At 32.7% G+C, this 25,172-nt stretch carries 18 protein-coding genes, 2 tRNA genes and 1 pseudogene; 10 read left to right on the plus strand and 11 right to left on the minus strand.

What is annotated here, in order from left to right:
* Positions 1-9 precede the first annotated feature (9 nt).
* The gene (locus ACFSX9_RS14410; RefSeq protein ID WP_379808916.1) at positions 10-732 is read right to left on the minus strand and encodes a GLPGLI family protein; all 723 of its coding nucleotides are present in this window, start codon (positions 730-732) and stop codon (positions 10-12) included.
* 451 nt (positions 733-1,183) lie between these two features.
* On the opposite strand from ACFSX9_RS14410, the gene ACFSX9_RS14415 reads away from it, so the two are divergent.
* From ACFSX9_RS14415 to ACFSX9_RS14425, 3 genes are all read left to right on the plus strand, one after another.
* The gene (locus tag ACFSX9_RS14415; RefSeq protein WP_379808918.1) at positions 1,184-1,549 is read left to right on the plus strand and encodes a Na(+)-translocating NADH-quinone reductase subunit F; all 366 of its coding nucleotides are present in this window, start codon (positions 1,184-1,186) and stop codon (positions 1,547-1,549) included.
* Complete coding sequence (locus ACFSX9_RS14420) at positions 1,524-2,549, plus strand: FAD:protein FMN transferase (RefSeq protein WP_379808920.1); 1,026 nt, start codon at positions 1,524-1,526, stop codon at positions 2,547-2,549. Before ACFSX9_RS14415 ends, ACFSX9_RS14420 begins: the two co-directional genes overlap by 26 nt.
* Before the next feature lie 83 nt (positions 2,550-2,632).
* Entirely contained in the window at positions 2,633-5,440 is a 2,808-nt protein-coding gene (locus ACFSX9_RS14425; protein WP_379808922.1) for a M16 family metallopeptidase, read from the plus strand.
* Between the two features lie 214 nt (positions 5,441-5,654).
* Here ACFSX9_RS14425 and ACFSX9_RS14430 read toward each other — a convergent pair whose 3' ends face one another.
* The 4 genes and pseudogenes from ACFSX9_RS14430 to ACFSX9_RS14445 form a co-directional block, all read right to left on the minus strand.
* Positions 5,655-6,419, minus strand: coding sequence for a class I SAM-dependent methyltransferase (locus tag ACFSX9_RS14430; protein ID WP_379808924.1), 765 nt, complete (start codon positions 6,417-6,419; stop codon positions 5,655-5,657).
* Positions 6,420-6,456: 37 nt separating this feature from the next.
* Positions 6,457-6,831, minus strand: a pseudogene (locus ACFSX9_RS14435) (GxxExxY protein).
* A gap of 32 nt (positions 6,832-6,863) precedes the next feature.
* A complete protein-coding gene (gene map, locus ACFSX9_RS14440; RefSeq protein ID WP_379808926.1) occupies positions 6,864-7,682 on the minus strand; it encodes a type I methionyl aminopeptidase in 819 nt (272 codons plus the stop codon).
* 330 nt (positions 7,683-8,012) lie between these two features.
* Positions 8,013-8,363, minus strand: a complete 351-nt coding sequence (locus tag ACFSX9_RS14445) for a hypothetical protein (protein WP_379808928.1) — start codon at positions 8,361-8,363, stop codon at positions 8,013-8,015.
* 438 nt (positions 8,364-8,801) lie between these two features.
* On the opposite strand from ACFSX9_RS14445, the gene ACFSX9_RS14450 reads away from it, so the two are divergent.
* The 3 genes from ACFSX9_RS14450 to ACFSX9_RS14460 all read left to right on the plus strand — a co-directional run bounded on the left by ACFSX9_RS14450 (position 8,802) and on the right by ACFSX9_RS14460 (position 11,679).
* On the plus strand, positions 8,802-10,076 hold the full coding sequence (locus tag ACFSX9_RS14450; protein WP_379808930.1) for an acetyl-CoA hydrolase/transferase family protein: 1,275 nt from the start codon (positions 8,802-8,804) through the stop codon (positions 10,074-10,076).
* A gap of 101 nt (positions 10,077-10,177) precedes the next feature.
* Positions 10,178-11,185 carry a type I restriction enzyme HsdR N-terminal domain-containing protein gene (locus ACFSX9_RS14455; protein WP_379808932.1) on the plus strand — a complete coding sequence of 336 codons (1,008 nt, stop codon included), beginning with the start codon at positions 10,178-10,180 and terminating at the stop codon, positions 11,183-11,185.
* A 164-nt stretch (positions 11,186-11,349) separates the two neighbouring features.
* Positions 11,350-11,679, plus strand: coding sequence for an RNA recognition motif domain-containing protein (locus ACFSX9_RS14460; RefSeq protein WP_322549753.1), 330 nt, complete (start codon positions 11,350-11,352; stop codon positions 11,677-11,679).
* 473 nt (positions 11,680-12,152) lie between these two features.
* Here the strand turns inward: ACFSX9_RS14460 and ACFSX9_RS14465 are convergent, their stop codons facing one another.
* The 3 genes from ACFSX9_RS14465 to ACFSX9_RS14475 form a co-directional block, all read right to left on the minus strand.
* A complete protein-coding gene (locus ACFSX9_RS14465) occupies positions 12,153-15,749 on the minus strand; it encodes a T9SS type B sorting domain-containing protein (protein WP_379808934.1) in 3,597 nt (1,198 codons plus the stop codon).
* 351 nt (positions 15,750-16,100) lie between these two features.
* Positions 16,101-17,618, minus strand: a complete 1,518-nt coding sequence (gene gpmI, locus ACFSX9_RS14470; protein WP_379808936.1) for a 2,3-bisphosphoglycerate-independent phosphoglycerate mutase — start codon at positions 17,616-17,618, stop codon at positions 16,101-16,103.
* Positions 17,619-17,695: 77 nt separating this feature from the next.
* Positions 17,696-20,107 (minus strand): DUF5916 domain-containing protein, encoded by a 2,412-nt coding sequence (locus ACFSX9_RS14475; RefSeq protein ID WP_379808938.1) that lies wholly within the window; start codon positions 20,105-20,107, stop codon positions 17,696-17,698.
* A gap of 190 nt (positions 20,108-20,297) precedes the next feature.
* Between ACFSX9_RS14475 and ACFSX9_RS14480 the strand changes: the two genes are divergently transcribed.
* Entirely contained in the window at positions 20,298-21,029 is a 732-nt protein-coding gene (locus ACFSX9_RS14480) for a murein L,D-transpeptidase catalytic domain family protein (protein WP_379808940.1), read from the plus strand.
* A gap of 74 nt (positions 21,030-21,103) precedes the next feature.
* Here the strand turns inward: ACFSX9_RS14480 and ACFSX9_RS14485 are convergent, their stop codons facing one another.
* A complete protein-coding gene (locus ACFSX9_RS14485) occupies positions 21,104-22,696 on the minus strand; it encodes a L,D-transpeptidase family protein (protein WP_379808942.1) in 1,593 nt (530 codons plus the stop codon).
* A gap of 42 nt (positions 22,697-22,738) precedes the next feature.
* Positions 22,739-23,176, minus strand: coding sequence for a GNAT family N-acetyltransferase (locus ACFSX9_RS14490; RefSeq protein ID WP_379808944.1), 438 nt, complete (start codon positions 23,174-23,176; stop codon positions 22,739-22,741).
* Positions 23,177-23,339: 163 nt separating this feature from the next.
* Here ACFSX9_RS14490 and ACFSX9_RS14495 point away from each other — a divergent pair.
* Positions 23,340-23,415 (plus strand) — tRNA-Gly (locus ACFSX9_RS14495).
* 31 nt (positions 23,416-23,446) lie between these two features.
* Positions 23,447-23,522: transfer RNA gene (locus tag ACFSX9_RS14500), tRNA-Gly, on the plus strand.
* Between the two features lie 35 nt (positions 23,523-23,557).
* Here the strand turns inward: ACFSX9_RS14500 and pepE are convergent.
* On the minus strand, positions 23,558-24,265 hold the full coding sequence (gene pepE, locus ACFSX9_RS14505; RefSeq protein ID WP_379808946.1) for a dipeptidase PepE: 708 nt from the start codon (positions 24,263-24,265) through the stop codon (positions 23,558-23,560).
* A gap of 113 nt (positions 24,266-24,378) precedes the next feature.
* Between pepE and ACFSX9_RS14510 the strand changes: the two genes are divergently transcribed.
* Positions 24,379-25,086, plus strand: a complete 708-nt coding sequence (locus ACFSX9_RS14510; protein WP_379808948.1) for a hypothetical protein — start codon at positions 24,379-24,381, stop codon at positions 25,084-25,086.
* Positions 25,087-25,172 lie beyond the last annotated feature (86 nt).

Genomic DNA, 25,172 nt, shown 5'->3' on the forward strand with positions numbered 1-25,172 from the left:
ATGTCAAGATTATTTCCCCAATGCTTCTAGGAATGTATATGTTTTTCCTTTAAATATGGGCGCTTCAATTGCTTTAGCCTCTTTTGTGAAAGTAATAGAATTTGCTATAATTTCTAAACCAGGTGTTTTTACATACAATATTAGGCCTGGTAAACCATCGTATTTTTCCGGACCAGCATTAACAGGAATCTCATCACTATACCAGGCTTCAAAGTGCAATCCCATCAATTTTGATATCGCCTTTTTACAAGTATATCCTGAAATTTTTTTTGTATCGTCTGTTATTTCCCAATTCCATTCAAAAGGTTTATCTACTATTTGTGTTCCATTTGTACTTCCGCCAATTAAGCAAAGCATTGTATTTTTTTTGAAGTCTTTATAATATTCCTTTTCCTTTGCTAGTAAAAAACTTTTATAATCAACTAAAGTTCCAGTATTTATAGTTTTGTTACCCATTTCGTCTTCATCTCCGTTTTTTTCTTCCTTGAAAAACTCTTCATTTTTGATACCTAATTTAGAAAAATCATCGTTTTTATAATGAGTAATTCCATTGCTGTATTCTAAATTGAAAATAAAAGTATTTTTCTCGTACAGAAACTGTAAGTATTCTGGAGTTTTTTTTAAATTTTCTAAATTAATTGTGCTGTTTTCAAAATAACTAACTTTTAGATTTTGGGAAAATGTAAGATTACTTAAAAATAGTAATATAATAACAAGTCCGATTTTTCTCATACTTTGAAATTATTAGTGATAATGTGTTAAAACTTAACTCGATTTTTATTATGTTTCAAAAAATAAAAGCGCTACTATTGGTAGTGCTCAAACCAAGTATGTCTGCTAAGTCCTTCTGTTATTATTTCTAGATATAATTGTTTTAGTAATAAATTCTCTATTGAAAAGCTACACTTCTGAGGCGCAACCTACAAAAAAAATTCGTTGCTTGTTCAATTTTAACAAAATGTAATTTTAATTTTATGTTGAATCCATTAAGTGTTTTACTTTGAAAGTATCATACTTTAACATGAAGAAGTTGTAAATATTAGCGATTTGGATGATTTTTATTTTTAGGGAATTTATAGTTTTTAAATTTAAACTGCGAAATCAAAATGATAAATATAATAATAAAGTCTTAAGATTTTATGATTTTCAATCGTTCTATTTCCAATTTTAATACCTTTGCATCATGGAAGAATTATCACAACAAGACTTACATAATCTGGCGATGAATCATGTGGGGAAAGAACTCGAAAATCACGGGTTTGAATTCCTTGCGGTAAACAGTCAATTAAAGAAACATCCCCAATTTGTTTGCGTAGACAAACCCACAAATACATTGCATTTTGTAATGGTTCAGGCGGTTACTTATCCTAATAATCCGGCGGAATACGATACGGTTTTTATGGAAACTTTTAAAGAACACGCCAAAACCAAAAATGCGAAAGTTTTATATGCTGGGATAGGCTTCGCTAATGCTCAAGATTACGAAAGCCCAATTTTTAAAAATCAAGATTATATAATGAATTATGAAGGAATTACAGAAATATTGTAGCATTCTAGTTATCGCTTTACTAATGGTTTCTTGTAAAAACGAACCTAAATTTCATACCATTCAAGGAGAAGCACAAGGGACAACTTATGCCATAAAATACATTGCAAAAGAAGAACTGGTTTCAAAAAGACAAATCGACTCTTTATTGTTAGCATTTGATATGTCGCTTTCAACGTATCGCAACGACTCGAAAATATCCAAAATCAACTCGGGAGATACAACAGTTGTAGTTGATGATTTATTTATCAAGAACTGGGAGATTTCAGACGAAATTTATAAAGCAACAAAAGGGTTATTTGATCCTACAATTGGCGTTTTAGTAAATGCTTATGGTTTCGGCCCGAATAAAACACGCCAAAACCCAACCTCAAAACAGATTGATAGTTTATTGCAATATGTGGGCTTTGATAAAGTAAGAATAAATGCGGACAACACCGTTTCAAAACAACATAAAGATATTTATATCGATTTTAATGCAATTGCGCAAGGTTATTCTGTGGATGTTGCAGTTGATTTTATGAAGTCTAAAGGAATTGAAAATGCTATTGTAGAAATAGGAGGTGAGTTATACGCTTTTGGAAAGAATACAATTGAAAATAAAAATTGGATTGTAGGAATCGATAATCCGCTTCAGAAACCAGAAGAACGCACGTTAATTGCAAAAGTAAATTTGGAGAATTTAGGAATGGCAACTTCAGGAAATTACCGTAAAGTAATTACTGATGAAGAATCAGGTGAAAAATTTGTTCATATTATCAATCCGAAAACAGGATTAGCACAAAAAAGTAATATATTAAGCGCAACTATATTGTCTAAATCAGCTGGAATTGCAGATGGTTATGCAACAGCTTTTATGCTGATGAGTTTAGAGGAAAGTAAATTGTTTCTTCAAGCGCATCCTGAGTTATACGTGATGCTTTTGTACTCCGATTCGCACAATGAAATGCAACAATTTATAACGGATAATTTCAGTGAATTAATTCAAAGTAATTCTAAATAGGAATTTAATTGTTAAAAATTATATAATAAGTAGTTGTTTTTAGAGTTATACTAATAATTTTATAGAAACAAAAATCAATTTATATGAAGACAATTACAATTGCCGTTTCATTCTTGCTTTTAGTGCCTGCACTATTTTTTGCGCAAGATTTGAAGCTAGACAATCGCATTCCAACGGATCCAAATGTGAAGATTGGGAAGTTGAAAAATGGCCTAACTTATTACATTCGTAAAAACGCAAAACCAGAAGATAAAGTAGATTTGCGCTTAGTTGTAAATGCAGGTTCTATCTTGGAAAGCGATGAACAGCAAGGTTTAGCGCACTTTATGGAGCACATGTGTTTTAATGGAACAAAACGATTTCCTAAGAATGAATTAGTCAATTACCTACAAAGCATAGGTGTAAAATTTGGTCAGCATTTAAACGCTTACACTAGTTTTGATGAAACAGTTTACTTCTTACCAATACCCGCAGACGATAGTGAAAAACTAGAGAAAGGATTTCAAATATTAGAAGATTGGGCATTCAATACTACACTAACTCCCGAAGAGATAGATAAAGAAAGAGGAGTAGTTTTAGAAGAATACCGTATCGGATTAGGAGCAAGCAAAAGAATGATGGGTCGTTTTATGCCTAAAATGATGTACAATTCGGTTTATGCTAAACGTCTTCCTATCGGACAAAAAGAAGTTTTAGAAAATTTCACACATGATAAATTAACTAGTTTCTACAAAGACTGGTATCGTCCTAATTTAATGGCGGTTATTGTTGTTGGTGATATTGATGTTGCCGAAATGGAGAAGAAAATCATAGCACATTTCAGTAAATATAAAAATCCAAAAAACGAAAAACCACGTAAACTTTACGAAGTTCCAAACCATAAAGAAACTTTAATTGCAATTGAGTCGGACAAAGAAACGCCTTACGCTCAAGTGCAATTGATGTATAAAGATTATGATGCACCAAAGAAAGTAGTTACAATTGGTGACTTCAAAGAATATATTTCAGAAGGTTTATTCGCTACTATGCTAAATAATAGATTAGCCGAATTACAAAACAGCCCAAATCCTCCTTTTAACTATGGTTATACCTATCATGGAAGTACTTTTGCCCGTACAAAAGGAGCATTTCAATCGTTTGCGATGGTTGCGCAAGACAAACAAGTGGAAGCGCTTAAAGTTTTAGTAAAAGAAAACGAGCGTGTAAAACAGTTTGGTTTTAGCGAAGCAGAATTAGATCGAGCAAAAGCTTCTTTTTTATCGCAATTTGAAAGACAATATAACGAAAGAAATAATAGCGAGTCTGAAAACTTCGTATCAGAATATCAAGGTAATTTCTTAACTCAAGAGCCTATTCCAAGTATAGAATGGACTTTCGATGCAATTAAAAAAATGTTGCCAACAATTAGCGTTGAAGATACCAATGTTTTAATTGCAAAATATTTAAAAGAAGACAACAGAGTTGTTATTTTAACGGGTCCTGAAAAAGACGGATTGGTACAAGCTACAGAAGCAGAAGTGTTAAATTCACTGGCGGTTAATAAAGATGAATTAACACCTTATGCAGAAACGGCTTTGGCGCAAAGCTTAATTAGAAACCCAGTTGTTGCAGGAACAATTACTTCAAAAGTTAAAAACGATAAATTAGGAACTACTACTTTAAAACTTTCTAACGGCGCAACAGTTGTTTACAAGAAAACTGATTTCAAAAACGATGAAGTGATTTTTGAAGCGATCAGTTTTGGTGGATCAAATACATTCTCAAATGAAGAGATGGCGAAAGTTTCTTTAGCAATGGGAGGTTTATCAGAAGCAGGTTTTTCAGGAATGTCTAAAAATGATATTAATAAATTCATGACAGGGAAAATTGCACGTGTTAATCCTTTCGTTTACGGAATTAATGAAGGGCTTAATGGTTCTTCAACTCCTAAAGATTTAGAATATTTAATGCAAATGACTCACGCTTATTTTACAGATTTAAATTTCGATAAAGAAGCTTTTAATGGATTTGTAACCAAGCAAAAAGGATTTTTGAGTAATATGATGTCACAACCAGCTACTTATTTCTCTAATGAGTTTTACACTTATCTAAATAAAGAAAACCCTAGATATACAGGTTTTCCAAAAGCAGAAGATTTTGACAAAGCAGATTATGACTTAGCTTATAAGAAATACAAAGAACGTTTTGCAAATGCTGCAGACTTTAATTTCTATTTTGTTGGTAATTTTGACGAAGCTCAATTAGAGGCTTATGTGGCTAAGTATTTAGCTTCATTACCGTCAGATGTTGCTAAAAAAGAAAAAGCAATAGATTTAGGTTACAGAATGTTGAAAGGATCACATAAGAAAGTGGTTAATAAAGGAAAAGATCCAAAAAGTAACGTAAACATCATGATATATGGTGATACTAAATATGATGCAAAGGAAGCTTTCGCACTTAAAGCCTTAGGTGAAGTTTTGACTATTAAACTTATTGAAGAGCTAAGAGAAAATGAAAGTGGGGTTTATGGAGTAGGAGCAAGAGGAAGCATGAGTAAAGTGCCTAATGGAAGTTACAGCTTTACAATTTCTTTCCCATGTGGTCCAGAAAATGCAGAAAAATTAACAGAATCTGCACTTCGCGAATTAAATAAAGTAATTGAAAAAGGTCCTGAGCAAAAAGATTTAGATAAATTTAAAGAAGCTTCAAGACTTGAGTACAAAGAAAGTTTAAAAGAAAACAGATATTGGATGGCAACTCTAAAGAGAGCTTATACCGAAGATGTTAATCCGGAAGAAGTATTCCAGTTTGAAGCAAAACTTAATGCTTTAACCGTAAAAGAACTTCAAGATGTGGCTAAAAAATACTTATCGAAAGACAAAGTAATTGGAATGTTAATGCCAGAAGAATAAAAGAAATTAAATAAAGTTAAAATCCCGTAATTGTAAAGATTACGGGATTTTTTATTTTTAATGCTATGTCGAAACTGCGAGATCATTGCATCATCGAAAGCAGTATCTAAAATGATTGAGCTTGCAAGGTAAATTATAGTGATCTTTTGTCATGCTGAATTCATTGTAGCATCTCTAGCAACTCCAGAAACAACCTCAAAACTTCATGACAAATTTATTTATAGCAAACCGGAATAATCTCCCCTTTTGCTAAACAATATTTCTCTACTAATTCAGGTGCAATAGTTTTCGTGTAATCAACTTCATCCACCTTAAAACCTATGCTTCTTAATTTGTCAAAGTAATCTCTTCCATAAACTCTAACGTGATCATATTGCCCAAAAATCTTAGCGCGCTCTTTTTCATCCGTAATTGAATCATCTGCAAAAGTAACTTCACGTGATAAATCTTGTGGGATCTGAAAAATTCCCATACCACCCGGTTTCAAAACGCGATACAATTCTTGCATCGCTTTGGTGTCATCCGGAATATGTTCTAAAACGTGATTACATAAAATAATATCATACGAATTAGCTTCAAAAGGCAAATTACAAATATCCGCTTTCACATCGGCCAATGGCGAAAATAAATCGGTCGTTGTATAATCTAAATTGCTTTGTTTCTTGAAACGTTTGTAAAATTCTTGTTCGGGTGCAAAATGCAATACTTTCTTTGGTGCAGTAAAAAAATCAGTTTCGTTTTGAAAATATAACCACAACAAACGATGTCTCTCTAGCGAAAGCGTACTTGGCGATAATACATTATTGCGTTGCGTTCCATAGCCATAAGGCAAAAACATACGAAAGCTTTTCCCATCAATTGGATCCGTAAAACGTTCACCTTTCAACAAAAAAGCCAAAACCGGACGCACCACAATACTCATTCGAATTAAAATCGGACGAGGAATGGTATTTAATATAAACTTGAATATTTTCTTCATTTATTAAAACACTAATTTCACGAATTAGCACGAATTATTATAATATTATTCTTTTGTACTTTAAACTGTCTTCGCCAAAATTTACTAGTAAACCTAAATTGCATTTAGAAGCTGCTAAATAATTTAATACTTGTTTGGTTTCACTTGAGGTAAGAGTTTGTATGGCTTTGATCTCTAATATGATGTTATTGTGTACGGTGAAATCTGAGTAATAATAGCTTGGTAATTGAATTCCTTTATATTCAATCGTATATTTTTGCTCTCTAATATATTAAATATTATTTAACTTAAATTCAAATTCTAAGGCATCTCCATATACTTTTTCATTATGTCCTTTTCCAAGAATATTATGAACCTCCATACACAAACCTACTATTCCATATACTTCCTCTTTATAAATTAAATCATTCATAATTAGTGATAATTAGTGAAATTCGTGTTTAATTAAAGTATTAATGCTTTTTGTCGCAACCCATCTTCCTCATTACTTATAATACCCAACGCTTCATAAATATAAGCGAAAGTCGATAGTAATTCGGGTTTACCGTTTACAATCGCCACATTGTGTTCAAAATGCGCACTTGGTTTACCGTCAGCCGTAGTAATAGTCCAGCCGTCTTTGTGTTGTTTGATGTTTTTTGTGCCTAAATTAATCATCGGCTCAATGGCGATAACCATTCCGTTTACTAATTTTTTACCACGTCCACGCTTTCCATAATTTGGAACTTCCGGGTCTTCGTGCATTTTTCTGCCTAAACCGTGTCCGCATAATTCACGAACCACGCCATAACCATGCGCTTCACAATATACCTGAATCGCATTTCCAATATCTTCCGTACGATTTCCTACTTTCGTAGCACGAATCCCTTCATAAAGCGATTCCTTCGTAATTTTTAGTAGCTTTTTCGTTTCTTCCGCCACTTCACCTACTTCAAAAGTATAAGCGTGATCGCCATAAAAACCATTTTTCAACGCACCACAATCTACCGAAATAATATCGCCATCTTGCAATTCAGTCGCATTCGGAATCCCGTGAACCACCTGCGTATTTGGACTCATGCATAGTGAGTTTGGAAAGCCATACATCCCTAAAAATCCAGGTTCCGCACCGTGTGATCGTATAAAATCTTCTGCTAATTTGTCTAAATATAAAGTAGTAACGCCAGGCTTAATTTCCTTAGCAATCATTCCTAAAGTCTTCGAAACAATCAAAGCACTTTCGCGCATCAATTCAATCTCTTCAAGTGTTTTAATTATAATCATAATATAAAATTTCAGTGCAAAAATACAATTTTATATCGTTTTTAGGAGCTATTTCCAGCTGTTCGTTCTATCTTTTTTTATACCCAGCAGTTTTGTGCAAACTGCTGGGTATAAAAAAAGGATGCCACTACCATCTGGGCTAGGGCATTTGCTTTTTCATAGTGATTAAATTACTTTAGAAATAGTCACTATTTGCTTTGAGAAAGAGAGTTAATGGTTGATTTAAATTTGTTTTTGCCACAATTTCAAGTTTTATTAGCATTGTTTACGCAACCTAAAAATAATTGCAACATGCTGGTAAAGCTAATAATTCTGCTGTCAGATTTAAATTTAGTTAGGGCTTTGCATAGTAGTTCCTTTTCCAGTACCTGGATCTATAACAAAGTCTGCAACTGCAATTCCACAAACCACTAGTATTCCAAAACCAATAGTCTTAATAGTTGAGAATTTTCTAATTTTCAGATTTTTAATATCATCTTTTTTCAGGTTCATCGTGTCTTTTTTAGTGGCGAAAACAACATTAGAATCGTCTTCAGACATAAATTTTGCTTTCAGCTCTTTGTCGTTGTAAGTCATTTTGTATGTCTTGCCTGCTTTTAATTCATTGCTGTTTGTAGCTTTATAAACATTACAGCTTTGTAGTGTAAAAAATACTGCAAGTATGATAATTAATTTTTTCATGAGTTTAATTTTATAGAATATGCATATTATTCTGTAAAGGTAACTGGTGTGTTTATAGTTTCAATTACAGAAAATCTGTACATTTTTATTTTTTTTTCATGCTTTCATTGGGTTTTTTCTTTTTATTTTTCGGTTTGTTTTAAAAAGGACAGAAAATTGACGCTATAGAAATTCTAATTTTAGATTGTTTTTAGAAGCTATTCCAGCTCTTCGTTCTATCTTTTTTATACCCAGCATTTATTTGCAAAATGCTGGGTATAAAAAAAGGATGCCACTACCATCTGGGCTAGGGCATTTGCTTCCTCTTTGCCATTTATTGATTAGTGTTTTATAAGTTATTTCTTTCATCAAAATTGTTTATTACCGCTGTAAAGATGAGAAATGTCATATTTTATCTTTAAATTTAGGGTTAATTTTGAAGAATAAATTTCAGTAGGTATGGGAAAATATGTTACCGCAGCAGAAGCTGTACAAGTAGTTAAAAGTGGTGATAGAGTTTATGTGCAAGCAGCAGCGGCTACACCAACAGTTCTTACAAACGCATTAACAGACAGAGCATCAGAACTTAGAGGTGTAGAAATATGTCATTTACATACAGAAGGAGAAGCACGTTATGCTAATCCAGAATTAAGAGAAAGTTTCCATGTAAATTCCTTTTTTATTGGTGCTAACGTGCGCCATACTATAAAAGCAGGAAACGGATCTTACACGCCAGTTTTCTTAAGTGAATTGCCTCTTTTGTTTCGTAAAAAAGTGCTATTGTTAGATGTGGCTTTTATTCACGTTTCACCACCAGACAAGCACGGCTATTGTTCTCTCGGAGTTTCGGTAGAAGCTAGTGTGGCGGCAATCGAAAACGCAAAAATAGTTGTGGCTCAGGTCAATAAAAATATGCCAAGAACTTTTGGTGATGGAATTATCCACGTTTCTGAAATCGATTATTTAGTAGAAGCAGATGTTCCAATTCACGCCCATAATTTGGCAGCATTCACAGAAACGGAAGAAAAAATCGGAACTTTCGTTGCTTCGCTAATCGAAAATAAAAGTACACTTCAAATGGGAATTGGGTCTATTCCAAATGCCGCTTTGAGTAAGTTAACAAATCATAAAGATTTAGGACTTCACACCGAAATGTTTTCAGACGGTGTAATTGACTTAATTGAAAAAGACGTAATCAATTGTAATTATAAAGGAACTTCAAGAGGAAGAGCTTTGGCTACTTTTTTAATGGGTTCAAAACGTTTGTATGATTTCGTAGATGACAATCCCTTCATCGAAATGAAAGAATCTTCTATAGTAAACGATACAGCAAGAATTCGTAAAAACCCAAGAATGGTTTCTATAAATTCCGCAATTGAAGTCGATTTAACCGGACAAGTTTGTGCGGATTCCATCGGAAGTTCTATGTATTCTGGAGTGGGAGGTCAAATGGACTTCATTCGTGGTGCTTCATTGAGTGAAGGTGGAAAAGCAATTATTGCCTTACCTTCTATTACAAAACGAGGTGAAAGCAGAATTGTTCCGTTCTTAAAACAAGGAGCAGGAGTAGTTACAACAAGAGCCCACGTGCAATACATAATCACGGAAAATGGAATTGCCGATTTATACGGTAAAACATTAAAACAAAGAGTAACAGAATTGGTTCGAATTGCACATCCTACGCATCAAGAAGCAATTGAACGTTCGTATTATGAAATGATTGGTTGTATGTAAATAAAAAACCTAACTATATGAAAGACAATCGAAAGGTTGTCTTTTTTTTGTTTTATATTCAATTTAATAAGCTACATTTGAAAGTATCTAAACTCTCAATTATGTCTATAATAAATAGAAAACAAGCCTTTAATCTTTTAAAGAAAACGTTAGATAATTTTAAATTAAAATCTGAGAATTGCGCTAATGAAGCTCAAACAAAAAAGTTTTTGATCGATCCTTTTTTTATGTTGTTAAATTATGCGACAGAGGATTTAATACCTGAATATGAAGCCGATTTTGGCGATAGAGTTAGTCATAAAGTTGATTATGCTATCAAGCTTAATAGAAAAGATATTATAATTGTTGAATGTAAAAAGTTGAATGGTAAATTAACTGATAAGGAGGCGGGACAATTGAGTGGTTATTTTCAAAACGCAAAAAATTCAAGAGTTGCGATTTTAACTAATGGAAAAGAATACCGATTCTATTCAGATGTAGTTTTGACAAATACTATGGATTCCAAACCATTTTTTGTTTTCAATTTGGAGCAATATTCAGAAAAAGATATTGAGGATTTATTAGATTTTGACGCTAGGGTTATTGATATAAGTAAGATTATTTTAAAAGCACAAGAATCTGTTTTTATAGAGGATTTTGAAAATACGTTTTTTAAAGAAATGGCAACTCCATCTCCTGAACTTCTAAAGTTAATGCATAAGAAAATGTCTTTCAAGACAAAATATAATGAGGAAAAGATGAAAGATTTGATGAATTCTTCTTTATTCAAATCATTAGCAGATAAGATTTTATTGCATGAAACTAAAACTAATTCAAAATCTGCTGGAATTATTACTACCGATGATGAAATGCAAGCATATCATACAATTAGAACTTTATTAATTCAAAATAAGAAAATACCGAGTACTAGAGTTGGCTTCAAAGATTTGAAAAGTGTTTTTAACATTACCTTGGATGATAATCAAAAGAAAATTATTTGTCAATTGAAATTTACAGATCATTCAAAAAAGATTTCTATTGGCAGCAATGACTATATATTAGATAGCATTGACGATGTTTTAAAATATAAAAATGAGTTGATAGCTAAGGCTTTAGAAGTGCTAGAATAGATCTTCTCTAAGCTTTGAGAAAGCAGTTTGAACTGTCTTTATCAAACTAACCCTTTGAGTGTTAATATTTTGCCAAATTTGGCTGCTTTTGGAAAATAAACTCAACTTTACGCTTTTTACAACATTTAATAACTTACCTTTGTAGGGAATTAAATTTTTCATAGATGAACATTTTTGTAGGAAGTCTTCCTTTCAGTGTAGAGGAAGCAGATTTAAGAGGTTATTTTGAAGAGTATGGAGCTGTTGAATCAGTTAAAATTATCTCGGATAAATTTACAGGAAGAAGTAAAGGATTTGGATTTGTTGAAATGGCTAATGACGCTGAAGCTCAGAAAGCAATCGACGAATTAAACGGTGGAACTATCGAAGGTAGAAAAATCGTTGTTAACAAATCTGAACCGAAACCAGAAGGCGAAAGAAGAAGCTTCGATCGTAACGCTGGTGGAAACAGAGGTGGTTTCAATAGAGACAACAACTCAAGAGATCGTTACTAGTATTTTTTAAAATATACAACGAAAAAAAACCTTCGCATTGCGAGGGTTTTTTGTTTTAATTACTTCTCGCTTTTAACAGAAAGCAAATTAAATTCATACTTATTATTATTTTCGAAAGTAAGCTTGCGAAAATATGTTTCACTAAGCATTCAATGCAATCCTTTATGTTACGGTTTCTTCCCTTGTTAGTGTAAATTATTACCTCACTATTTTTTCTGTATTTATTTATAACATCGTTGCTGGAATTATTTAAACAATTACTTTTACTGCAATTGTAAGGATCGATATATTAATTTGCGCTAGAAAATAAGTTATATAATAATCGAAACCTCAAACTAAGCAATTTTCGCATCGCACCCAATTTGTAAATTATTGCTTTGCCTTGAACGGAAGTTAGTTGCAGTAGCAAATAAACGGCGCACGACTTAATACGTGTAAAACAAAAAAACCTCCGCAGTGCGAAGGTTTTCTATTTATCTTATCAAACTAAAATGTCCTCTAAATTCTTTTTTAATATTATTTTTTGTGTACTCAATTGTAAACCAATAATCCGTTGAAGGAAGTGGTTTGCTATTTAAAGTTCCATTCCAGCCTTCGTTATCTGGAGTAATTACTGTAATTAGTTTTCCATATCTATCGAAAATTCTAATAAGTGCAACGTCTAAAGCTGTACTAATATTGATGTTCCAAGTGTCATTAAAACCATCAGCATTTGGCGTGAAAAATTTAGGATAATCAATAACTGTAAACGCATCACTAACATCTCCACAGCCATATTTATTAGTAGCAGTTAAAGTATAATCGCCTGGAGGAATGTTAGTAAATATATTACTTTCTTGAAAATTTGTACCATCAATACTATACAGGTAGTCGGTTGAAGCCGGAATAGCATTTGCTACAATTGTATTTTCAACTCCAAAAGCGATTAATTCGTTTGGTGTCACTGTTACAACATTAGGCACAACGGAATTTTTCGTACTGAAATTAAATACCGATGCACAATTTGCAGCATTGGAAATGTTTGTAACTTTCACTGAATAAAGTCCAACGTTCGCCGTTGTAAATGAAGAACTTGTTTCACCTATGATTTCATTACCGTTGGTAGCGTCATTATCCGTGTACCACTGAAAAGTATAATCGGTACTGTTTAAAGATGTTTTGATCGTTATAGGATACGTAATATTGTTCTGTTGATCAATACATATAGTGTAAGGCTCTACTAGAAGATTATTTTCAGGAAATGGTCGAACGTAAAGGTCTATTTCTAAAATCTTAAAACAAGGCAGTCCAGTTTCACTGTCAATATTTGTCTTGCTGTTTAGTTTTACATAAATTTTCTGGAAATTAACTGTAGTGTTTCGGAAGTTATTTGGTGAAACGATATGATTTATACTTCCACTTGCTAACGCTTCGGATAAATCCTTATAATATTTAAAGTCGATTGAAGCTACTGGAGTTGGACCTGCTAATTCCAATTCTCTAACAGTTAAGTCAAAATAGTCAAATCCAGAATCATTACAAATCTCTATCGGTGTTGTATTGCTGTTGCTCACAGGAAAACTCATAACTATCAGTTCTAGATCAACTAGTGTTTTACATGAACTGTTTGTTGGATCTGTTACCTCACAAATTATTGTTGTTGAAATGCTTGTATATGTTTCTGGATCTGTAATTGGCGTTCCAGCTATTAAATCAGCGTTATTTGCATAATACAACACTTGGTAATTAGTATTGCCGTTAGTAATTTGATTAATTCTTGCGTTCAAATTAAAGGTTGCTGTTACATCACCACAAATTTTAATTGGGGAAGGAGCTACAGCTGTTGGATTTGGAAACACATTTAAATCAAAAGAGACAATCGATAAACATTGGGTGAGCGTGTCATATAATCTTGCGAAAATAGTTGAAGTGCCTAATGTTAATGCGCTTGCGTTATTTTTATTAATAATTGCTATATTATCCTTCGCGTTTTCAAAGCTATTAAAATAAGACACAATTACAGTTGGATCTTGACCAAGCAAAACTTCTGCATCTTTAGTGTTTAAAAAGAAATTCTCTAATAAACATAATTCCTCATTCTCAATAGCATTTTGAACAGGAGCTTGATTAACAATTACTTCAAAAGTTCCTATGCCTTCACAACTTTTAGATACAGCTGAAATTACGCGAGTATATACAGTTGTTGTTCCTGTTGGTATTTGACTTAAATTGGTTAACTCGTTTAATCCTGTTGATGCATCTGACGTGTTTAAGTGAAATGAAATAGCAACAGCAGCACTTGGGAAATAAGTATTTTTTATTAGAATACGATGTGCATTAAAATCAATATAACCATAATTTTGACCAAGTTCTGGACAAATAGCAGGAATGTCTGGATAATTTGCAACGCTTGTTGGATTAATTTGGAGCACAAAACTTCCTGTATTTAAAGAAGTGCAATTTGGAATTAAATTTTCGTTGATAAGATTAACATAAATAGTCTGTAAAAATGGAGACGCAGTGTTTAAGTAATTTGTTGAATTAGTTATAAGTTGAGTTAGTGCTATGTCAGTGTAGAAATTAAGAGTTAATCCTGCTGTAGAATTAGTGAAATAATCGTACAGCTGTGACAAGTTAGTTTCAGCAATTCCATCAAGTGTATTGTCAATATAATCACATTGTTCAAAAATTGTTGAAACAGTATTTACAATTGGTAAAGCATTAATAGTGATTTCAACTGTGTTGGAAATATTTGTACAAGTTCCTTGTTCGGTAGTTTCTAAGTAATATTGTGATGGTGTGTTTAAGTTCTGATTAGAACTATTTACAGTATAAGTTGCATTCGTGGCTCCAGCAATAACCGCACCATCTTTATACCATTGATAAGTTAGGGTGTTGTTTAAACTTGCATTTGCATTAGTTGATGTGATAGTAAAAGAATCACTTTCACAAATAATACGATCTGAAGAAATCTGAACATTAGGATTTGTAATGATTCGAATTACATTTGAATCCGTCGAAGAACAAGGTGTGTTTGTTGCTTTGATGTAGTAGTCACCAGGTTGCGTCGGCGCGAATGATGTCGTCGTAGCTCCAGTAATAGGGTTGTTATTTAAAAACCACTGATAGCTTAAAATATCTACTGACGGATTTAAATCGGTGTTGTTTGTAATAGTTGAAGTTAATGTCGGATTATCAGTTAAACAAACCGTATTAGCGTTTGAGATTTGAACAGCTGGTTTTATATGGAACTTCAAATTAGTAGAAACCTCACTTACTCGCAAGCCAGTTAAATTTCCTGTAGGATTTACGGTAATATCGTATGCAGTTGTAACTACTTTATAGATACCACTATCACTAACGTTTAAGCTGTTTTTTGACAAAGTTGAATTAGAAACAGCATTAATTTGAATATTATTTCTAAACCACGTGTAGTTAAATCTTAAATTACTTGGTACGCCGGGGAAGTCAGTAATATCAATTTTTGCTACTATTTCTTTAACTTCAGGCTTGCAATAGTTTAGTACGGTTAAAGGTGAGTTGTCAGGGTTTTGCAAACTTACAGATGATAAAAAGTCGCAGTTTGTTGCTCCATTTCCTCCTGTTTGAGAAATTCTAATTTTCCCAGGCTGTCTAGAATAGTTATCAACCACAAGTATGTATAAATCTCCCGAGTTGCTATAAGGAATTCTTACAGTTTCAATTGCGTCAGGCAAATAGCTGCAGTCTACTTCTTTTCTTTCATCTAGTTGCGAACAAATATTATCTAAATTTCTGAAAGGTCCCCATAATACAAAATCAACATCAGTGCCTACGCCCGATAAATTCTCCTGACTGATTTGTAGAACTACATTTCCAGGAGTGTCAATTTCTATAAAAAACCATGTTGGTGCAGTAAAACGATTAGGGATACAGCTTGTGCTGTAGCGTTCTGAATTACTTCCTGTTGCGCTGGTAAAAGGAACGTTAGTAGCACATGATTGATAAGCTAGTGGATTAGCAGCCAATTCAGCACATGATGACGCGCCTCCTTGTGCGTACATTATAATACTAAAAAATAAAAAAATAAAAATAGAGACTGTTTTGTTCATTTTACTGAATTTAAGGCGCTAATTTATTACTTTTTTATGCATAAAAGTTTAAAAGAAGCAATTTAACTGCTTTTTTTTCTATAGATAAATGAAATATTTTCAGGTAATTCAACTTTTCGATGAATTCTACTCGAAGAAGTAGCTTTCGCCAATTTAAAACAACTTTCTTTAGTGTGTAATAAATGGTGTAATTCGCCAAAAAGTTAGATACGCTCTTGCTAAATTTAAAATTGACTTTTTTTTAGTTTTCTGGGTACGTTCATCATATCTTTTTGGTTAGTGTAAATTTGATTTTTCATTAAACACGAAAGGGAAAGCATTGCTTTCCCTTTCGTGTTTTTATATGTAGTATTACAATAAAGAATGACAAGTCATTACTGCGGGTTTTTCAATACCCATCAATTCTAATATTGTTGGAGCTACATCGCCTAAAACTCCATTTTGAATATTTTTTAATTCTTTATCTACTAAAATTATTGGTACAGGATTAGTGGTGTGAGCTGTGTTTGGTGTTCCATCCGGATTAACCATCGTTTCGCAATTTCCATGATCTGCAATAATAATGGTGGTGTAATTGTTTGCTAAAGCTGTTTCAACTACTTCTTTGACACAAATGTCAACTGCTTCGCACGCTTTTATAGTTGCTTCCATAATCCCAGTGTGACCAACCATGTCGCCATTGGCAAAATTTAAACAAACAAAATCAACTTCTCTTTCTTTTAATGCAACAACTAACGCGTCTTTTAATTCAAACGCACTCATTTCAGGTTGTAGATCATAAGTAGCTACTTTTGGTGAGTTTTTTAAGATACGAGTTTCGCCAACAAAAGGTTCTTCTCTGCCACCGGAAAAGAAAAACGTAACATGAGGGTATTTCTCAGTTTCTGCAATTCTAATTTGTTTCTTATGTGCTTTTTCTAAAACTTCACCCAGCGTTTCAGTCACATTGTCTTTGTCGTAAATTACATGAACATTTTTGTACGTTTCATCGTAATTTGTCATCGTTACAAAATATAAATTCAATTTATGCATGTTGAATTCATGTAAATCTCTTTGTGATAAAACTTCCGTTAATTCTCTTCCTCTGTCCGTTCTAAAATTGAAGAATATAACAACATCATCGTCTTTTATTGTAGCAATTGGCTCTTGTTTTTCATCCACTAAGCAAATTGGTTCTATGAATTCATCTGTAATGTTATTTGAATAGCTTTCCACGATACTTTGATAAGCGTTAGTGCTTTTTGTTCCAAAACCATTTACTAGTAAATTATATGCTAATTTTACGCGTTCCCATCTTTTATCTCGATCCATTGCATAATATCTTCCTATTACAGAGGCTAGTTTCGCATTGGTGCTTTGCAGATAATGTTCCAAGTCTGATATATAATTCATTCCTGATTTTGGATCTACATCGCGACCATCAGTAAACGCATGAACAAACATTTTCTGATTCCCGTTTGCTTGTGCCACATCAATTAAACCGCGTAGGTGAGAAGTATGAGAATGTACGCCACCATCGGAAACCAAACCTAAGAAGTGAACAGGTTTATTATTTTCTTTTGCGTAATTCAAAGCATCCATAAGCGGTTTTTCCTGACTCATGGTTTTGTTGGATACGGCTAAATTCAATTTGGCTAAATCTTGGTAAATAATTCGGCCAGCGCCTAAATTCATATGACCTACTTCTGAATTACCCATTTGACCTTCGGGTAAACCCACATTTAAACCATCAGTTCGTAATTGTGCGTTTGGGTATTTCGTATATAAACTATCAATAAAAGGTGTGTTTGCGTTGTCTATAGCAGAAACTTTCGGATCTGGAGATTTCCCCCAACCGTCTAATATCATTAAAATTACTTTTTTGTTCATTGCAGTCGTGTTTGTACAAATATACGGATTTACAGAAGCTAAGAATCAAAAATAGTTGGGAAATTGATGAGGTAATTTTAATCTTTTTTCAGCCAGTTTTTTGCCTGATTATAATCAATAAAATAACGCACACTAAACGATAAAACGTGACTCAAATTGTTGTCAAATAAGTTGGTAAAATTCGAATTGAAGTTTTTATTGATAGTACGATCAAACGTAGCAGCATTGTTTCTGTATAGAATAGACATCTGACTTCCCGGCGCAAACCACCAAGAATAAGATAAATCCAAATTCCAACTGCTTAAATTCGAATTTTTGTTAACTGTATAAGTATTGTAAGGAGATAAACTTCCGTCTGTATTTAGAGAATTTATTTGATTATTTTCAGCCAGCGACCAATAGTGTCTAATCGCGAGATTAAAATTCATAACACTGCTAATTGAATATTTTCCCGTTAAAGAATTCGTATAGGTATCTCTATCTCTACGAGCAAAAATAATGCTCGAATTTTCAATAGCTATAAACCCAACATCATTTTTTTGCTTGTAATAATTAAAACCGTAAACCAATGAGAACTTGTCGTTAAATCGATATCTAGGACTAATATCTATTCCAGCCTCATAGCGATTTTCTCCTATAACATGAGCTATAGAAGGTTCAATGTCAATTGCGAATTTATTGTTATAGTTCGAAGAAAAGAATCCAGAAACACTAATCGTTTCAGGGTTTACAAAAAATCTATCCGCTATTCTGGGTTCATAATAGTCGTAATTTTTAAAAGGGTTAAAATCTATCCCAGCACCATAAGAATGGTTCTTCTTGTTAGACATGCTAGTATTGATATTGAAATTGCTAGATTGAATCTGATTAGTAGGCGTGTAAAATTCAAAGTAAGAATTTAGGTTAACCCGAAATGAATTAAAAGTTTTATTGGGATTTAAAAGGCGATAATTACTGTTGCCCGAAACACTATAATAATTGGTTTTATAATTTATTCCCAAATCATTAGGGTCAAAATCTTTAGAAATATACTCAACACCTAAACTATGTCTGAATTGACCAGTTGTTTCTGCCATATATAAAGAGGTGTTGAATCCGTTTGTGTTTTCAACATCTCTAATACTGCTAGATTTAAAACCTCCAAAAAAATTATACTTATTAGAATTGTTGAAGATATCAAATAATAGTCCGGTTACATTCGCATCCCTAAAACTTCCATTTCGAGTTACGTTCGTATTAATAAAGGTGACAGAGGAATTTTTATTAAAGCGTTGATCAAAAACCGTAACATTATAATTGGTCAATGGGGAAACAACAATTTCTCTTTTAGAATCATCATCTTCGTTGATTACCGTAGCTGTGGTTTTTTCAGTAATTGCATTAAGAAAGCCTACGCCTAATCCGCTTTCGTCTCTACCAGAAATCTTCATTGCATTTAATAAATTAATAGCTCCAGGATAAACTGCAAAATCTTCATTGTTAGCTAAATTTAGATTTAAATCAGGCGTTTGACCAATTCTTCTAGAATATAATAAATTACCTTTACTAAACAAATCGGTTCCTTCTGTGAAAAATGGACGATTTTCGTTGAATTGTTGTTCGAACGGACCTAAATTCAAAACTACATTGTCAAATTTGGTTTGACCAAAGTCTGGAACTAAAATCGCATCTAATGTAAATGCATCATTAATACCATATTTGATGTCTAGGCCTCCTTTGAATTCGCCTTTTGTTTTCTGTGTGTCGCTTGCGTTCAAGTAAAAAGAAGAGTAGGGAATTAAAAATAAACGGGTCGGGGTTTGTATGTCTTCAATTCCTGATAAAATTCCCGCTTGTTGTGAAAATGTACCAAGTGTATTGTCAATAGGATTCCAAGTATATTTTTGACGCTCTCTTTTTACTTCTCTAAAAAAATTTATGCCCCACGTTTGGTTTTTTTGTTCTGGAAAACGAAGTGCAGCATAAGGTATTTTCATTTCTACCGCCCAACCAAATTCTGTTATTTTTGCTTTGCTTTGCCAAATTGCATTCCATGAACCATCTTCGCCTTCGGTAGAAGTGAAATTAGTATCAACCTGACCGTCTGCTGCTGAAACATAAAATCTAAACTCTTGCTGGCCATCATCATAGCCGTTGATCATTACTCCAAACAGATCAGAAATACCAATTTCATCTCTTTCTACAATTTCTTTTAAAATTTTTGAAGGAGCTGGATCGTATAACATGGCGCCAATATAAACCGCGTCATTCGTATAAATAATTTTTACTTCTGTTGTAAATTCGGCAGGAATTGGAGTTCCGTTTTTAGGTTCAAATGAAACAAAGTCAGTTGCAACCGCAGCATTTTTCCATGCCTCTTCACTTAAGTTAGCATCAATAACAATAGATTCATTTGTTTTTTTTGTGGTGATTATCTTTTTTGTTTGTGCAACTGATAAAGCACCCGTTGTTACGCATAAAATGAAAGCAATGCAAAACTTAGTTGTCATAAGTGGAATTTAAGTTGCAAAATTATAAGATTAACACATTATTTGGTATTTTTTATGCAATGTTTAACTTTTTTGCATTTTATCGACGAAATGCATAAAATTTAGATAAAAAACACTTTTTATATTTGTTTTTATTAAAAAAATAAATACATTTGGCCCAGACATAACCCCCACAACTACTAGATTAACAATGATTTATAAAATCTTACCGTTCGTTTTAATAGCAATATTCTCCTTCAAGCCTTTAAACACCGCTGATGCGCAACAAAAAGGAGTTGTTGACACTGATCCAGAATTAATCGCAGCAAACAGCAAAGCATCATTAGAAACGAAGTGTAAAACTTTATATAGTGCAATAGATGATAATAATTTATCATTACCAAAATTTGATAGTTTTCTTGCCGCTTTTCAAGGTTATGAAGTTTTAAAATTACAAGGAAAGATTTCTAATGAAATTTTAACTATCGTAGATTTTAGCCTTTCTTCTAGAATGGAAAGAATGTGGGTTATCAATATGAAAACTCAAAAAGTGATTTTAAAATCATTAGTGGCGCATGGAAGAAATTCAGGAACTGAATTTGCTACTAAATTTTCAAATACAAATGAATCTTTTCAGAGCAGTTTAGGTTTTTACGTAACTGGCGAAGAATACCAAGGGAAACATGGAACTTCATTACGTTTAGATGGAATGGAGTCAGGGATTAATGATAATGCAAGAGATAGAGCTGTAGTAATTCACGGAGCTGATTATGTAAGTGAGAAATTAGCTAATGCGCAAGGATACATCGGGAGAAGCTTAGGATGTCCTGCGGTTCCTTATAAAATACATAAAGAATTGATTGAATTAATTAAAGATAAATCGTGCGTCTTCATTTATCACCCATCGAGAAATTATGTAGCTAAATCTAAATTAGTTTCATAAATTTAGATTTCATTTTTAATCTCACTTTGATTTTATCGTCTTTTCTTATCAATGTTTGTTTTTGCAACATTTAATTAATCGCGATTTCTTAATTTTTTATATAACGCTTTGTCAAGTTGATAGATATCGGATCTAAATTGCAATTGATCTTTTTCTATCCAACTCGTCCAGTAAAAAATATAAATATTTACAGATTCCTTGAGGGAAACGGTTTTTGTTTTCTCTTCCTTGATAATGGAATCAATTTCTGAAGAAGCCCATTTTTTTTCATTTTCCTTTACTAAAATTTGCTTTACTAAGACTAGTGGGTTTTCTACTCGAACACAACCAGAGCTCAAAGCACGATTGTTTCTAACGAAGTAATCTCTATGATTGGTGTCGTGTAAATATACAAGATGACTGTTAGGAAAATTGAATTTTACCAAACCTAAAGAGTTGTTGTACCCAGGTTTTTGTACATAACGATAACTATTAGCTCTTGCCGGATTCCAATCTTCTGGCCCAACTTCTGATCCCTTATTGTCATAAATAGTCAATCTTCGAGATGGGAAATAGTTTCTATTTTTTGAAGCGCTTGGAGTCAAATCTTCTTTAATAATAGTCGGAGGAATCGTCCATGTAGGATTGAAAACAAAATTAGAAAGCTTAGAAGTCAATATAGGTGTTTTTCTTTTTGCCGTTCCCACAACAATTCTATGCGATGCTATTGTATCATTATTAACTACATAATTCAACATGTATTCCGGAAGATTTACAATTAAATATTGTTCTCCTAAATTAGTTGGATACCAACGCCATCTTTCTAAATTGGCTATAATTTGTTCTTTTCTTTCTTCTTTTGTGGTATTTAAAGCGCTTAAAGTTCCTTTTCCAATTATCCCATCTTCTAATAAACCGTGACGTTTTTGAAATCTTTTTACTGCTTTAAAAGTTAGGGTGTCATATTTCCAAGTATAAACACTGTCTCTATTTTTAAAATCACCCCAATAACTCAAACGTTTTTTTATTTTTACAATTTCGGCAAGCGTGTCATTTAACTGAATTTTATCTTTTTTACTTTCAATTTTCTTAAAAGGAGTGTTTGGATAATTCTCTAATTCTCTCAGGCTTCTTTTAAGTAATCGATAAACAAGGTGTTTTGGTTTTATTTCTTCAAAAATCGACGCTACTTTTTGATCTTTAATTGCGGGAATTAACAAATCAGAAAGAGCTATTTTTTTAGCTTGTAAATCCCAATCTTTATATAGTTCTTTCGGATTTAGTTTTCCTTTATGCAAATGAAGCGCTAATTTTTCAAAAGACTCGGTAAGTAAAATGTCATATTTAGCGATTTCATTATCAGATAATTGCGTTCGTTTTTTTTCTAAATTCCCAATGGTTTCAAGGGAATAATCCATTGGGTCTAATCCTTCAGAGCCAGATGATTTAATTTCGTTGATTAACGCTAATCTGTTTTCATCTAAATACCAAATTTCATGAAAATCAGCTTTTTGATAATATAACTTCATACTGTCTGACTTATCAGCAAGTAATTCAGGAGCAACAGGTTTTATAATTACGTTGTGAATTGTGTCTCTTATAATAGAATTGTCAAAAGCAGCTTCGTTTTTTCCTTTTTTACAAGAAATAAGTAAGAATATAGATAATAAAATAGTAATAATTTTCATAGAGAAAACCCGTTTAAGTGGGTAAAAGTAGTGAATATCTTTTTAATCTTTTTTATGCATTACAAAATGAATGCCAACATCAGGAATGTTAAAGGAATCACCAAGAATTTTATAATTAGATTTCTTGTAAAATGCAACTGCACTTTCTCTTGCATTGAACCAAATTACTTTTGCATGCTGCGTCCAGCAATATTCTTCCGCTTCTTTTAAAAGTCGTTCTCCAAATCCTTTTCCTTGAAATTCTTCTAAAACTGCCATGCCTCTAATTTGAAATTGATCACTTTCAGTAAAGAGCGTTGCAGTTGCTTTAAAGATAGAAACTACGCCAATAATACGTTCATCTTGAAATAATCCAAAATGTGCCGTGGTTACATCGTCGTCCCCATCAAAATAACATGTTTCGATAGATTTTCCTTTCCGTAAGACCTCTTGTCGCACTAAATAGGTCTCCGCTGAACTGATTTTTTTAATATATATCATTTTGTAACTATTTGCTTGTTAATCAATTAACGACTTATATTCAAGTATTAATAAATTTTAAACAAAGGAATGGAAAAAAAATGTCAAAAAACTTGCAATTAAAATATATTTTGAAGTATATTTGCACCCACAAAATGAGTGTATTGTTGCACTGATTTAGAATGCGGAAGTAGCTCAGTTGGTAGAGCTCCAGCCTTCCAAGCTGGTTGTCGCGAGTTCGAGCCTCGTCTTCCGCTCCAAAACAAGATAAAGTTTTAAAAATTATCACCTGCGGAAGTAGCTCAGTTGGTAGAGCTCCAGCCTTCCAAGCTGGTTGTCGCGAGTTCGAGCCTCGTCTTCCGCTCCACACAAAAAAAGCCTTGCAAATTTGCAAGGCTTTTTTTATTTCAAATCCTTAAGTTCTGTTTCTGGTGTAACTTCATAAGGAATTTCATTTCTTTTGAAAATTCGAGCGGTCAATTCTCCTTTTAATTTTATAGACTCTCCTTTTACGGCTAACCAACTTCCTTCTCTTAAACCAATAACAGGTTGCGGATTAAAATGATGAAATTCATTAATTCGGGTTTCGCGCGTTTCTCCCATATGTGTGGAGCCAGCAATTGGGTCTAAATAATGGGGATTGATATTAAAAGAAACAAATCCTAAGGTTCTAAAACTTGGAGGGTAAACAATAGGCATATCATTAGTAGTATGCATTGTTAAGCCGCAAATATTACTTCCCGCACTTGTTCCTAAATATGGTGTTCCTGTTTTTACAACTCTTTCTAAGGTGTCAATCACATTATTTTTATACAACTGGCTAACTAATAAAAACGTATTGCCACCACCCGTAAATATACCTTTTGCATTTTTAATAGCTGTAATTGGATCTTCAAATTCGTGAATACCCTTAACTTGAATATTAATTTTCGAAAAAGCCTCTCCTACTTTTTGCGTATAGTCATCATGCGAAATGCCACTTGGACGTGCGTAAGGAATAAAAATAATTTCGGAGCATCCACCGAAAAAAAGCTGCAGTTCAGGTAAAAGATATTCTAAATAACTGCCGTTATGTAGGGTTGATGTGCTTGCGATTAATATGTTTTTCATTTCAAATTTTTTACAAAGTTACATTTTTGTATTAACATAAGTTTATCATCTTTTTGGGATTTCCTTTTGAAAGGTATAAACTACATTTACAAAAATATACCAAAAAAAAATAAATGTTTAAATCTTTACTCTTCTTTTTTCTGCTTTTACCACTAATTCTTTTTTGTCAAAAGGATACCATAATAAGTGGTAAAGTTGTTTCGCAATCTATTAATTTAGAAGGTATTCATGTCCTTAATATTTCTAAGAAAACGGGAGAAATCACCGGAGATCGCGGTTATTTTAAAATAAAGGCGCAAGTAAATGACACCCTTCAGTTTAGTGCAGTTCACTTAGAAGCTACACGATATGTTATAAAAGAAAGTGATTTCAAAACCGAATTAATATTCGTAGAAATGAAATCATTAACCACTCATTTAAAAGAAGTTACGCTGACAGAATATAAAAATATAAATGCTTTTTCGCTAGGAATTATCCCAGCAAGTACAAAAAGTTATACTCCAGCAGAGCGCCGATTAAAGAGTTCAAAATCTGGTTTTATTGAACCCGTGTTAAACTTGATTTCAGGAAGAACAAATACCCTGAAAAATGATGTGGGAATAGAAAAGAAAGAATTTCTTCAAATTAAAACTTCAAATTATTTTGAAAGAATTTATTTTACTCAAACGTTACATATTCCTGAAGAACACGTCGATGGTTTTTTATTTTATGTAGTTGAAAATGAAAATTATGCTAGAGCTATGAAAGATAAAAATAAAACTATGGCTACATTTCTTTTGTCAGGATTAGCTGTGGAATATCTAAAATTAAAAGAGTTGTAAAGTAAACTTTCGTCCGTCTGCAATAAAGGTTTTATTTTTGAATTAACACAAGTTTACCATCTCTTTAGGATTTCCTTTTGAGAGCT

Origin of the sequence: Flavobacterium ardleyense, from assembly GCF_042686085.1 — a bacterium.
Taxonomy (GTDB): Bacteria; Bacteroidota; Bacteroidia; order Flavobacteriales; family Flavobacteriaceae; genus Flavobacterium; species Flavobacterium ardleyense.